We start from the raw sequence: 12076 nt of genomic DNA, 5'->3' as shown, positions 1-12076 counted from the left end.
GGCAGGGGAGGCAGGGGAGGCAGGGGAGGCAGGGGAGGCAGGGGAGGCAGGGGAGGCAGGGGAGAATATAGAGATAAAAGTTATGCAAAGCTCTTTGACACAAAGCCTTTCAGATTCAACGACCGAAGGCGCTACTCAAAAATTCCCTTGCTCCTCCTGCCCCCTGCCCCTCCTCTGCAAACTCGGCTAAAACCCACTCGTGCTGGAAAACGGCTTCTAAACAGTTGGGTGAAACGGTAGCGCAATGGTGAACCGTGCACCCTGATTGGGGCTGGATTCTAACGTGACCGTTCCACCATGCAATTCTGCCAGTTTGCGTGTAATGACCAGTCCTAAGCCTGTTCCTTGATGGTTGCGGGCAAGTGAACTATCAATTTGGGAGAATGGCGAGAAGAGTTTTTGCTGATTGGCGGCATCAATGCCAATGCCCGTATCCCAGACTAGGAAGCGAATCATCTCTAGCGCGCGATCGCCGCATGGAGATAGTTGCTCTGGCAGTTCTGCTTCGATCGCATGGTTGACGCAGCGCGGTAATGGTTGTCGATACACCTTCAGCCCAATCGTGCCTTCCTGAGTAAATTTGATGGCATTAGCTAACAGGTTAAGCAACATTTGCTTGAGTCGCCTGGGATCAGCAACGACCCAGTCAACGCTCGAATCAAGGTCAACATCGATTTTGAGTCCCTGATTGAGCGCTCGTTCTCGAATGAGGCTCATCACGCCTTCGCAAACATCCGGTACGAAGATTGCCTGTCGGTCTAGCTCCAGGCGATCGGCTTCGAGACGTGACAGGTCTAAAATGTCGTTGATCAGGTCGAGCAAATGCTGTCCACTGTCGTGAATCCGCTCGACATAATCGTTTTGCTTCGGATTGAGTTCGCCAAAAAAGCCTTGCAAAAGGACGTTTGAGAACCCCAAAACGGCAGTTAGCGGCGTTCGCAATTCATGGCTAGTCGTTGCGATGAATTCTTGCTTGACACGGGTAGTTTCGGTCAACTGTTGGTTTTGCGTTTCTAAAAGCTGCCACTGTTGCTTCAGTTCTGTGACATCACGGCTGACCCCAATCACTCGCTGGACAGCACCTGACGGCGCTGTAATGGGTGTGTAGACCGTTTCAAAAACTCTGCTACCCTCAGCTAAAAGCAGTTCATGGTCAACAAAGACTTTTTCACCTGTGTCGAAGGCGCGCTGGATGGTTGCGTCGAGTCTTTCAGCCGCCTCGCCAAACAGTTCTTGATTTGTTTTGCCCACGATCGCCTCTGGAGCCAACTCCAGCATTGTGCTACCCGCAGGATTCATCGATAAACAGCGCAAGCTAGAGTCGTACTCGATAAACACATCCGTTAACGTTTCGAGAAACGAGCGAAAGTAATCACTGCTGACGCGCAGGTCATGCTGTTGAGCATGGAGTTCAGACTGACGTAGCGCGATCGCGCATTGGCTAGACACCTGTTCGATAAGCGCGATTTCGTTTGGTTCAAAGGTACGGGCTTGGCTACAGCAGACAGCAAGGATACCGAGCCATGCCTGATGATCTCTGATGGGTCTAAAAACATTGCCTTCAATGAAGAGCAATTGAGTGATGGCAGCCGTTGGCTCACCTGCTAACGCGAGTACGTGCTCATCGTGGCGCTGGTGTGAAGACAGGTTGCTGAAATGAGACGTGCGATCGATGTCTTGTTTTAAATCGGTTTGCTGTCGCTCGCAGCCGTCCGCTACAGCTAAGCTCTGTGGCGAGAATGATTGCCCTTGTAGGGACGGTAGGGGTGGCATGGCATCCCTGACGTATTCATGGCGGACAGTGAGACAATCTTTCTCAGCGTTCATCAGGCTAATGAAGCAGCGATCGGCGTTGAGTGCCTGGGTTAGTCCTTTCACCGCTGCTTGTAGTACCGGGTCGGCATCTAAATGCTGACGTAGAGTTTCGGTCAAATGATGCACCAGTTGCTCAAATTTGAGTGCTTGTACCCGCGATCGCGTCCGCTCACTTACCTGGTCTTCCAGTTCCCGAGCATACTGCTGCCTTTCCTGTTCTATTAAGCGGCGATCGGTGTTGTTCGTGATGAAGCTTAGAATCACCGCATCGCCTGTTTCTGGATCATCCACTAGAGAGAGTTTGACCTCAACCCAAACGATGTCACCATCACACCGTCGGTAGCGCTTTTGCAAAACTTGCTGGCGCTGCCCCTGATCCAGCATTTGCTGCACTACCCTGACCTCAGCCGCAAAATCTTCAGGGTGAGAAATGGCGCGATTGTCGAGACGGCGCAGTTGCGCTTCTGTATAGCCTATAAGTTTGCAGAATGCTGGATTGGCGTACGTAATACCGCCATCGAGACCAAGTTGGAGAATGCCAATTGGCGCTTGGTGGGCGAGGGCTTCAGAGAGGATGGTCTGACGTGGCACAGACTTATGGTGAAAAGGGCAATGAACTTTGCAGTTGAGCACACACGAGGCTAAGGCAAGGGACTAACTCCCTTGTTGCACAGTGCTCAAGAGCAGCCTCTCAGTACAAATGGCAGCAGCTATAAAATCGCCCCAAAAGCTAAGCACTGCGATCGCGCTCGTCACGATAGCAAACGCTGCCGCAGCAATTTGACTACTCACTAGTGTTCCCCTGAGAGTCGTTAGTTGACCACGTGCGCGTTTTGTAATGGGTTACCTAGCCGTGTAATCGGTTACTGAGCCGTCAGCCATCAGCTTTAAAGTCTGTGCTGACCGCTGACCGCTGACCGCTACCTGCTGAAAGCTAACCACACTCAAGCTAATAAGCAAGCGATCGGAAACATTACATACTCCAGGAAAAATAGCTTCCAGATGAACTGATAGTAACGGCTGATCGATGCTTGGCTTGTAAGGTCTACTTGAGTACTGCGTAACCACAGCAAGCCGAATGCTATGAGATGGGAGACCACTAGAAACAGATGATTGGTGCCAGGAAGTCCTGCTAGCCCCGCCAAAACCATACCCAAATAGCAGCTTGTAATGACCCAGAGCGCAAGGTGAAAGACCGTCCGTTGCCCCAACCGCAGTGTGAAGGTGGTGATGTTGTAGCGACGATCGCCCTCTATATCTGGAATATCTTTGAAGATGGCGATCGCAAAGGTAAAGACCAGTACAAAGAGTGTGAGTGCCCAAACGGCTGGCGGAATGGCTAATCTGCCCTGGAAGTGGAGAAAAAGCCCCAGATTGACGACGACTCCCCGCACTGTGAAAATACACAGCGATGCCCAGACGGGAAAGCGCTTGAGTCGAAGCGGCGGCAGGGAATACGCTGTACCAATCAGTAGACTGATGCCGATCGTTGCCAGCAAGAATGATCCCTGCAAAACTGCCATCGAGAGTGCCAGCAACCCTGCGATCGCGACGACTACAACGCCCTGCTGCTGAGAGAATTCCCCCGATGCCAGCGGCAAATGAGGCTTGTTGATGCGATCGATCCCCACATCTTCTAGCTGGTTCAACCCGACGATATAAACGTTGCCGCAGAGACACGCCAGCAGTGGCGGCAGAAGCGATGATAGGGCACCTGCGATCGACCATTCTCCGCGACCTGCCATCGCTATCAAATACAACCCCAACACACTCAAGCTAGTGCCGATAATGGTGTGTGGACGAGCAAACTTCCAGAACGCGTAGAGTCCCGGAGCATGGCGTTGAAGCAGCCCATTTTGCTTAAGCTGAGGGGAGGGAAAAGGGTTTTTTGAGACAATACGGCTCATGTGTACCTTTGAAACAAGAGACTCTAGACTCTGGACTTTAGACGTTTCGCCCCCTAAAGTCTAGTAGCTTGAGTGGGGCAACACTGGTATCAAGGAGCCAGATGGTTGGCTCAACCCATCTCACGCTTTCCTCCTCACGTTTGACGGCGACTCTGTACGGGTGGATAATTCCCATAACCAAACCCATGTGCATTCCCCAAGCTTCTTTTCTTCCGCCATGAAAAGTTCTATCCGCTCACTGCAAGCCCCCGACCTGGCTGAAGCTGACCACATTTTTCGGCTGGCATTTGGCACCTTTATCGGTCTGCCTGAACCCACTCAATTTGGTGGCGATGCCAGCTATATTGCAGCGCGGTGGAGGACGAACGCGATCGGTGCGTTTGCGGCTGAGACAGAGGGCAAATTGATTGGGTCAAATTTGGCAACGTCTTGGGGTAGTTTTGGTTTCTTTGGACCATTGAGTGTCCATCCTGATTGGTGGAATCAGGGCATTGCGAAACAGTTGGTTGCCGCTGTTGTGGAGCAATTTGAGCATTGGGGTACGCAGCAGGTTGGTTTATTCACTTTCCCCAACAGCCCCAAGCATCATGCTCTGTATCAAAAGTTTGGCTTCTATCCTCAATACCTGACTGCTGTCATGGCAAAGGCAGTTGCACCGATCGCGTTGCCGTCCTCAGCCTCGCGCTATTCCCAATTAAGCGAAGCAGACCAGTCTCAAGCATTGAGCGCCAGTCGTGCCCTCGCCAATACGATTTTTGCAGGCTTAGATCTATCCACCGAAATTGTGGCTGTTCAAGCGCAAAGCCTGGGCGATACGGTTTTGCTGTGGGACGACGACGAACTGGCTGGGTTTGCGCTGTGTCACTATGGCGCTGGCACAGAGGCGGGTAGCGATACCTGCTACGTGAAGTTTGGGGCGGTACGATCGCGCCCTCAAGCAGGAACCCAATTCGCGCAGCTACTCAGCTTGTGTGAAGCCCTGGCAGCGAGTCAAGGCATGACGCGGTTGCTTGCTGGCGTAAATACCAGCCGTCAAGAGGCATACTGCCGCATGATTGCCCTTGGCTTTCGCACTGAAATTACAGGCGTAGCGATGCAAAAACCGAACGAGCCTGGTTACAACCGCCCCGATGTGTTCGCGCTTGATGACTGGCGCTGAACAATTTTATTCTTGACTCCATTGCCTCTTAAAGCACGTCTCCAGGATCATCTCAGCCAAATTGCCCGCGATCGCGACCCGTATTTGGCGACAGCAGGTCATTTTTTTGTGCGTGAATACATCCGGGCACAGTTAGCGCAGTGGGGCACTGTTGACACCCATGCGTTTCAAGCGCAGGGCAAAGTATTTCAGAATTTGATTTTGAATTTGCCTGCTCGATCGGAGAGTGACAAGCCACGATTCTTTCTGGGAAAGTCTTCGCCAACGCCGAAACCACCGATTCTGATTGGTGCTCATTACGATGCTGTACCGGGTTCACCAGGAGCCGATGACAATGCCACTGGAGTCGCAGTGCTGCTAGAGATGGCGCGGCTGTTTACCAGCGAACCTGCACGCTACCCCATTCGCCTGGTGGCGTTTGACCTGGAAGAAACGAGCTACGATCGCGCAGGCAGCACCCATTATGCCAACTCGCTTCAGCAGGAGCCGTTACGCCTCATGCTGTCTCTAGAAATGCTGGGCTATTGCGACCAAACACCTGGTTCGCAGCAGTACCCAACCGGATTGCGATCGTTCTACCCCGATCGCGGCAATTTTATTGGCTTGATTGGCAACATCCGCACGATTCCCGATTTGCTCCGTCTCAACCATCATGTGCGGCACCACGTCCCCTGCGAATGGTTGCCTGCTGGCGCACGGGGACTCATCGTGCCTGAAACTCGTCGCAGCGACCATGCCGTCTTTTGGGATCGAGGCTATCGAGCGCTGATGGTGACAGACACCTCTTTTCTTCGCAACCCGCACTATCACAAACCGAGCGATCGGCTGGAAACGTTAGATCTCGATTTCTTGACGAAAGTGTGTTGCGGCTTGATGCACGGTCTTCAGCAGTTGTAATCATTTAGCCAACGTTTCGAGGCTAGAAAACTTGATGCAAAAGAGCCGCAAAGACTATCCTCGTTGTTAAAAACTGGTTAGTCTGAACTGCAATGAGAGCATACTAACGCCTCCATGTTTTGAGCGCTTCCGGATGCCAACGTTAGTTTAAAATCATCATTTGGAGGCTATTTATAGTATCCGCTTTTCGTGAGATTAGAACGTATTCAAGCAGCGATTCGTGAGGTAAACTGGGCAATTTCTCTAGAAGTGCTCTGTCAGTAAAGAGAGCCTGTGTATGACTTTGACGATCCTTGCAGCACAGATGTTTCCTAAACGTATTGTTGTTGAAATTCCGAGAAATTATTGACACCGTTTCTGCTTTTTAGAGTTATCGTGGAGAAACAGTGTTGGGGGAGAGGTCATGCGTAAACTTGTGTTCATCGGACTTGCTGGAGCGATCGCGTTGACCGTTGCCAGTTGCTCATCCGATTCGGGTGGTGATGTCGCTACTTCCCCATCGCCGATTGCGTCAGCCCCCGTTCAAAAACCTGCTACCAGCCAGCCGTTCGGTGCGAAAGCCGCAGCTCCGCTAGTGGCGCAAAAACCGCCTGCTGGTGATACGATCCCTGGCTTAATTCAATCAACCAACGGTGACGAACGGGCAAAGCAAGTACAGGCAAGCATTGATGGTCAGAAAGGGAAAGACCCGTTTGCAGGCTTGCCGCCAAAGCTGCAACAGCCCCGTACCGCTGTGAATCGCCAAAATGTGCCAACGGTCAGTCAACTGCCAGCGAACCCCAGAGTGAGTAACCCCCGACCAACCTCCTCCCGACCAACAACGACTGCTTTTAACCCCAGAACGCCTCTGCCTCCCCAGGGAAATTCAAGCGTTCCAGTCATCAAAACCCTGCCACCGCTGCCATCTGCGAATTTAGCAAATGCAGTCGAAGTGAGTGGTGTTGTAATGGTGGGTGGGGTTGCTCAGGCGATCGTCAGGGCACCGAACGAAGAAACCAGCCGCTACGTCCGGGTTGGACAACGCCTTTCTAATGGACAGGTGCTTGTCAAGCGCATTGAGATGAACTCTGGGTCTGACCCAACGGTCATTCTTGAAGAAAATGGTGTCGAAGTTTCGAGAGCCGTTGGTACAACGGTGGCAGCGAATAGACCTGCCTGACGGTTGTTAGCAAAAATTTGCAACGAGTAAAAGCCACTTCAATTCGATCAGCGCTAGAGTTAGAGCAATACTTTTAACGGTCGATTTGCATCCGGAGCTGTGCTCATGACACACGCTACCTTCAGCCAGCAGCCTTGGAGTTTCTTCGGTGTAGATCCGCTCAATCTGGTCTTTGCACCCAGCCAGCAGCCCAATCCTCAAGTAACGCAGGATGCCGATCTGCTCCGCTTGTTTAACTTTGTGCCGGGGCTGCAAGAACTGCTTATGCTACGGCAGGTTCATGCTCTGGAACACGCTACCGTGTGGGTCTTAAGTAGCCGGGTCAGACAGCGCCAGTTTGCGGCTATGGGTAGCCCGCCCGATAACGAACGGCTCGGCGGCATGTCTACCGATCGCGGCTTTTACCTCTACGGACAAGTAGATACGACAGTATTGCACCATGCCGTTCAGGTAGCGTTACAGCGGCTGACTGCTGGTGAATGGTATTTGGCAGTGCATCCTCGCTGTGGCACCAACGTGTCGGTGGGGCTGCTGCTCACCGCTGGCTTGGCTTTGGGTGCTGCTGCTTTGCTCCCGCGCGGACCGATCGAACAGTTTGTTGGGTTAGGTCTTGCCGCTGCCACTGCCGCCCATCTCACACCTGACTTTGGCAGCCTCGCTCAGCAATACATTACAACCGCTATTCCCTTCAATCTGGCAATCGATCGCCTCATCGCCAGCCAGGATGCCCTTGGTCGTCCCGCACATTTCGTGCAGGTACGTTGGCAAGAGGTGTGAGAAAGGCTAAAAGCTATGAGGAAGGCTAAAGGACTACGTATGAAGGCTAAAAGATTTACTTAACGCGATGTGCGACTTTCCTAAAATACCTGCCAAAACTGCCCTCACCCTAGCCCTCTCCCGATGGGAGAGGGAACCGGAACGGTCTGGAAGCCCTTCTCCCTAGGGAGAAGGGTGGGGATGAGGGCGAATTAGTTGCACATCGCGTTACTTATCCTTTATCCTTCAGCCTTTAGCCTTTCTTGCAGTCTGCTGGCGGTTCGCAAAATCTGTCCTGCCAGAATTGCTGCGCCAAAACCATTGTCGATGTTAACAACCCCAACTCCAGCAGCACAGGAATTCAACATCGTCAGCAGGGGGGCTAATCCATTGAAACTGGCTCCATAGCCAATGCTGGTTGGCACAGCGATGACAGGGCAGTCTGCCAGTCCAGCGACGACACTGGGCAATGCGCCTTCCATGCCAGCGACAACAATCAGTACATCGGCTTCAACGATCGCCCAGCGGTTTTCGAGCAGCCGATGGATGCCTGACACACCCACATCCCACAGGCGGTTGACCTTAAACCCACATAGCTCAGCGGTGACCGCCGCTTCTTCAGCAACAGGCAGATCGGCAGTGCCTGCGGAGAGGATGCTAATGGTGCCGGGATGGGGAGTGGGGAGTGGGGAGTGGGGAGTGGGGAGTGAGGATAAAGGAGTAGGAGGATCAGGCTGATTACCGCTGACGGCTGACGGCTCACCGCTGACGGCTGATGGCTGATCCCTCTTTAACGCACAAATTCTCGCTGTTGCGTAGTACTCCACATCCGGCACTTTTGCTTTTAGCTGGGTATAAACGTCTGGCTCAATGCGAGTTGCCATCACAACAGCGGCACGATCGCGCATGACCTCCATAATTTGGGCAATCTGGTCTGGGGTTTTACCCAAGCCCCAGATGAATTCAGGAAAGCCAGTGCGAATAGCGCGGTGATGGTCGATGCGAGCAAAATCTTCAACCGTTTCAAAATTCAGGTTTTTGAGTTTGTCGAAGGCAACGTCTGGAGTCAGTTCACCAGCGGCAACGGCGTGAAGGAGATGCTTGAGTTGGTCGGGTTGGGTCATTGGTAGAGAGGAGTGAGGGGAGAGGAGTGAGGAGATTGGGGAGAGGAGCAAGAGGAAAAGCGTTTCCTACTCCCTATTCCCCACTCCCTACTCCCTAATTTTAAGTTCTTGAATATTCCACAGCCCCCAACTGGGCAAACCCGTGTACTTCAGTCCTTCCACTCGATCGCGGACTGCCATCAAGGCGCGATCGTTGACGAGATGGATGACGGGAAGCTGTTCCTGGACGAGACGCTGAAATTCGGCGTAGATGGCTTTACGTTTCGCTTGGTCAAGTTCACGGGCACCAGTGATGAAGAGACGATCGATCGTCGTTTCCCAGTCGTTGGGTGCCCAACCTGGAAGCGGCGGTTGTCCGGGCTGTGGCTTCAGATTGAACGAGTGGGATGCCCCACTGCTCACCCACAAATTTGAGGCACCGTGGGGTTCGATGCCGCCCGTAAAGCCGATCATATGGGCATCCCAATCACGCGAATTGTTGACCTTTTCGATCAGCACGTTGAAGTTGATGGGTGTATAGTCAACCTGAATGCCGATTTTGCCCAGGTCTTGCTGCACTTGGGCACCGATCGCCACTCGCACAGGATTATTTGCGTTGGTAATCAGGCTGAACCGGACGCGATGATCAGCCGCATCAAACAGTTGTCCTTGAGCGCTGTACTTAAAGCCTGCCTGCTTCAATAAGGTCTTGGCTTTTTCAGGGTCATAGTCATACACTTTCAGACCATCGTTGAGAAAGTAAGGGCTTTGCACAGAAATGGGTGAATTTTGGATCACGCCTAAGCCCCGAAAAAGGTTGTTGTTGATGCGCTGGCGATCGATGCTGTACGCGACTGCCTGCCGAAACGCCAACGTATTGAACCAGCGCGATTTGATTGGATCGACAAGCGGTTTGCCATCTTTAGCCTTCGCCTTGTTCAGGTTGAACGTGAGATAGAGCGTTCCCGACCACGGTCCTCCATCCTGGATCGTAAAGTTGCCGCGTTTTTCTTCGCGCTTGAGCAGGGGCACATACTCCGATCGCAACGGTCGGACATCGCCGATGACATCCATATCGCCAGAACGAAACCGCAAAAGCTGCGTGTCCAGGTTTTCCACCACCTGCCAAATGATGCGATCGATGTAGGGCAGTTGCTTACCCTGAGCATCTTTACGCCAGTAGTAGGGATTGCGACGGAAAATCAGTCGTTGTCCAGCGATGTAACGCTCCATCACATAAGGACCATTCACCACAATCTTTGTAGGGTCGGTATCGGTGCCCCAGGTCGAGAGAAACGTGAGGTTGCCATCCGCTCCCTTGGTTTTCAGCGTTTCTGCCAGCGCGTGCTTGGGCAAAATCACAATGCCGTCGGGTCCCGCTGTCGCGTTGAGCAAAGGCGCAAAGGGTTCTGGCAAAATAAACTCGACGCGCAGGTCATCTAGCTTTCGCACGTCGGGATAGGCTTTGTTCACCCCAATTTGAATGCCTTCTTTAGCATCAGTGGGTACGTCTGGGTTCGCCACCACATCCCGATAGGTAAAGACGACATCATCAGCGGTGAGCGGTGCCCCATCAGACCATTTCAAACCAGGACGCAGCTTGAAAACCAATCGTTTATTGTCGTCTGAAAACTGCCAGGACTCTGCTAAGGCAGGTTCGATCGCTCCAGTAACGCCGTTTTCTTGAGTTAAGCATTCGTAAGTGAAAAGAAAAATGCTGGGAAAGGTGTTTTTGTTCGCAAAGTTAAAGGTGTTTGGGTCAGTGACGGTGCTGAGTACCAATTGGCTACCCTGTGCCGCTTGAGTGCGAAACTGGTTTGGCTGGCAGCCTGAAAGAGGAGCGGTAAGGATCAGCGTCAACCCCACGATGATGACGGGAGCCTTAACCAAAGCTCTCACTGAAACCCTGCTGCGCTTAAGCGTACGATCGCCCTTCGTTGAAATGAGATTACGGAGGGTCGCGATCGACAACCAGAACCAATAATGCAGAACCTTAAACAGAGAAGCGACAGAAATCATGCTGAGCTGACTGAAGGGGGAACTATTTCTCTACCAGTTTGCGTCTAAAACCTTTGCTTCGCGCATTGAATCGGTAAAACTCCACCAGCCAGTCTGTGATAGCCCAGTCTGTGCTAGCAAGTTTGTCAAAGGAGGTGATGGCTGCAAAAGGGTGCGGTTCATCTGGTCTGAACCTTGTGCATTAGCGGTCAGATTGCCCGTTACCCCGGTACTGAATCGCGCAGAATCGCCTGCAAGTCAGCGATCGCCCTCGTGTTCGTTTCCTGTTGGGCGGCTGTTCGATCTAAGGTTTGCTCAGTCTGCTGTTGACGTTGAGCCAGCAGCAGCAAAATTTCGTGAATCTGAGCAACCACTTGATCCTGCCGTTGCTGCCTCTGTTCTACGTCAGTCAAACGGTTTTCTAAGTCGCTGTCGCTCATGATGATTGCCCAGGTAATTTTAGGATTTTAGCGTACTGGATACCTGGGGAGGGCGTTTAGCATGAGAGTGATTCATCTCCAGCGGCAAGACCCAGTGCCCACAATCATAGGCTGTGTAGGCGATGATGGTGAAGTGAGAGCATGGACGATCGCCGACTGAAGCATGGCGTTGCTTTACATCAATCCATGATGGGACATAAATCTATTACGGGGAGGAGAATGATGGCAAGTCGTTTGCAGTGGAGTGTTTGGCTTGTTTCACTGGCTATTCTGGGCGCGTTGCCTGCCTTGAGTCAGTCCAATTTTGGCAACCTGACTTTAAGTGCTGGCAAATTGTCAGGTACTTTGACAGGCTCTACGGGTGGCTCTACGTCGTTGCCTGCGATCGTCAGTAATCGCGATCGCAACAACAACAGATGTCTTGGCTTTGGTGATCCGATGCCTGACCATGTGCTGGTCTTGCAGCAAAACGTTCCTAGCCTCAAGTTGCGCGTTAATAGTGGTGGTGGTGACACAACGCTAGTCGTTCAAGGAACACGCGATGTTCGCTGCGGTGACGATTCCAAACGTGGCAAAGATGCCAGCCTCACCGATACCGATTGGCAAGCGGGGACGTACAAGATTTGGGTAGGCACTGCAACACCGGGCGAACGGCGAGACTATACGCTGTATGTACGGCAGTAAGCATTAGGGCTTGCTAAAAAATAGACTGCACACTTTTGGATCAGCGATCAGCTATCAGCTTTTCGCTGATGGCTACAGACCATGCTGTTATTTCTGTACCACTCCTTAGCTCGACTTTATCCAATTAGGCAGCGTAGCACAATAGGCTGAAACAGCAG

The 12076-nt window shown here is 52.3% G+C and carries 11 protein-coding genes and 1 pseudogene; 6 read left to right on the top strand and 6 right to left on the bottom strand.

Annotated features, from left to right (window positions below; all coding sequences use genetic code 11):
• A pseudogene (locus tag AC5JO6_RS09185) lies at nucleotides 1-190 on the top strand (hypothetical protein); the annotation flags it as partial.
• A gap of 26 nt (nucleotides 191-216) precedes the next feature.
• Here AC5JO6_RS09185 and AC5JO6_RS09180 read toward each other — a convergent pair.
• The 3 genes from AC5JO6_RS09180 to AC5JO6_RS09170 form a co-directional block, all read right to left on the bottom strand.
• Nucleotides 217-2406, bottom strand: a complete 2190-nt coding sequence (locus AC5JO6_RS09180; RefSeq protein ID WP_496080760.1) for a PAS domain S-box protein — start codon at nucleotides 2404-2406, stop codon at nucleotides 217-219.
• A 63-nt stretch (nucleotides 2407-2469) separates the two neighbouring features.
• Nucleotides 2470-2607, bottom strand: a complete 138-nt coding sequence (locus tag AC5JO6_RS09175) for a hypothetical protein (protein WP_496080759.1) — start codon at nucleotides 2605-2607, stop codon at nucleotides 2470-2472.
• A gap of 152 nt (nucleotides 2608-2759) precedes the next feature.
• A complete protein-coding gene (locus AC5JO6_RS09170) occupies nucleotides 2760-3722 on the bottom strand; it encodes a homogentisate phytyltransferase (protein ID WP_496080758.1) in 963 nt (320 codons plus the stop codon).
• Nucleotides 3723-3939: 217 nt separating this feature from the next.
• Between AC5JO6_RS09170 and AC5JO6_RS09165 the strand changes: the two genes are divergently transcribed.
• The 4 genes from AC5JO6_RS09165 (at nucleotide 3940) to AC5JO6_RS09150 (ending at nucleotide 7714) form a co-directional block, all read left to right on the top strand.
• Nucleotides 3940-4881 (top strand): GNAT family N-acetyltransferase, encoded by a 942-nt coding sequence (locus AC5JO6_RS09165; RefSeq protein WP_496080757.1) that lies wholly within the window; start codon nucleotides 3940-3942, stop codon nucleotides 4879-4881.
• A gap of 21 nt (nucleotides 4882-4902) precedes the next feature.
• Entirely contained in the window at nucleotides 4903-5778 is an 876-nt protein-coding gene (locus AC5JO6_RS09160) for a M28 family peptidase (protein WP_496080832.1), read from the top strand.
• 403 nt (nucleotides 5779-6181) lie between these two features.
• On the top strand, nucleotides 6182-6937 hold the full coding sequence (locus AC5JO6_RS09155; protein ID WP_496080756.1) for a hypothetical protein: 756 nt from the start codon (nucleotides 6182-6184) through the stop codon (nucleotides 6935-6937).
• Between the two features lie 105 nt (nucleotides 6938-7042).
• Nucleotides 7043-7714 carry a DUF6391 domain-containing protein gene (locus tag AC5JO6_RS09150; RefSeq protein WP_496080755.1) on the top strand — a complete coding sequence of 224 codons (672 nt, stop codon included), beginning with the start codon at nucleotides 7043-7045 and terminating at the stop codon, nucleotides 7712-7714.
• A 218-nt stretch (nucleotides 7715-7932) separates the two neighbouring features.
• Here the strand turns inward: AC5JO6_RS09150 and larB are convergent, their stop codons facing one another.
• The 3 genes from larB to AC5JO6_RS09135 all read right to left on the bottom strand — a co-directional run bounded on the left by larB (nucleotide 7933) and on the right by AC5JO6_RS09135 (nucleotide 11234).
• Nucleotides 7933-8817: a nickel pincer cofactor biosynthesis protein LarB gene (gene larB, locus AC5JO6_RS09145; protein WP_496080754.1), complete on the bottom strand. Its 885-nt coding sequence runs from the start codon at nucleotides 8815-8817 to the stop codon at nucleotides 7933-7935.
• A gap of 87 nt (nucleotides 8818-8904) precedes the next feature.
• Nucleotides 8905-10815: an ABC transporter substrate-binding protein gene (locus AC5JO6_RS09140; RefSeq protein WP_496080753.1), complete on the bottom strand. Its 1911-nt coding sequence runs from the start codon at nucleotides 10813-10815 to the stop codon at nucleotides 8905-8907.
• A gap of 200 nt (nucleotides 10816-11015) precedes the next feature.
• Nucleotides 11016-11234: a hypothetical protein gene (locus tag AC5JO6_RS09135; protein ID WP_496080752.1), complete on the bottom strand. Its 219-nt coding sequence runs from the start codon at nucleotides 11232-11234 to the stop codon at nucleotides 11016-11018.
• A gap of 141 nt (nucleotides 11235-11375) precedes the next feature.
• Between AC5JO6_RS09135 and AC5JO6_RS09130 the strand changes: the two genes are divergently transcribed.
• A complete protein-coding gene (locus AC5JO6_RS09130) occupies nucleotides 11376-11918 on the top strand; it encodes a hypothetical protein (protein ID WP_496080751.1) in 543 nt (180 codons plus the stop codon).
• Nucleotides 11919-12076: the final 158 nt, after the last annotated feature.

The organism is Tildeniella sp., assembly GCF_059505325.1.
This window is presented reverse-complemented; position numbering and strand designations above follow the sequence as displayed.

Bases quoted from the DNA above. Each gene is read 5' to 3' on its own strand.
- AC5JO6_RS09130 (WP_496080751.1), top strand. From the start codon at position 11,376: ATGGACGATCGCCGACTGAAGCATGGCGTTGCTTTACATCAATCCATG.
- AC5JO6_RS09170 (WP_496080758.1), bottom strand. From the start codon at position 3,722: ATGAGCCGTATTGTCTCAAAAAACCCTTTTCCCTCCCCTCAGCTTAAG.
- AC5JO6_RS09135 (WP_496080752.1), bottom strand. From the start codon at position 11,234: ATGAGCGACAGCGACTTAGAAAACCGTTTGACTGACGTAGAACAGAGG.
- AC5JO6_RS09155 (WP_496080756.1), top strand. From the start codon at position 6,182: ATGCGTAAACTTGTGTTCATCGGACTTGCTGGAGCGATCGCGTTGACC.
- AC5JO6_RS09165 (WP_496080757.1), top strand. From the start codon at position 3,940: ATGAAAAGTTCTATCCGCTCACTGCAAGCCCCCGACCTGGCTGAAGCT.
- AC5JO6_RS09150 (WP_496080755.1), top strand. From the start codon at position 7,043: ATGACACACGCTACCTTCAGCCAGCAGCCTTGGAGTTTCTTCGGTGTA.
- AC5JO6_RS09140 (WP_496080753.1), bottom strand. From the start codon at position 10,815: ATGATTTCTGTCGCTTCTCTGTTTAAGGTTCTGCATTATTGGTTCTGG.
- larB (WP_496080754.1), bottom strand. From the start codon at position 8,817: ATGACCCAACCCGACCAACTCAAGCATCTCCTTCACGCCGTTGCCGCT.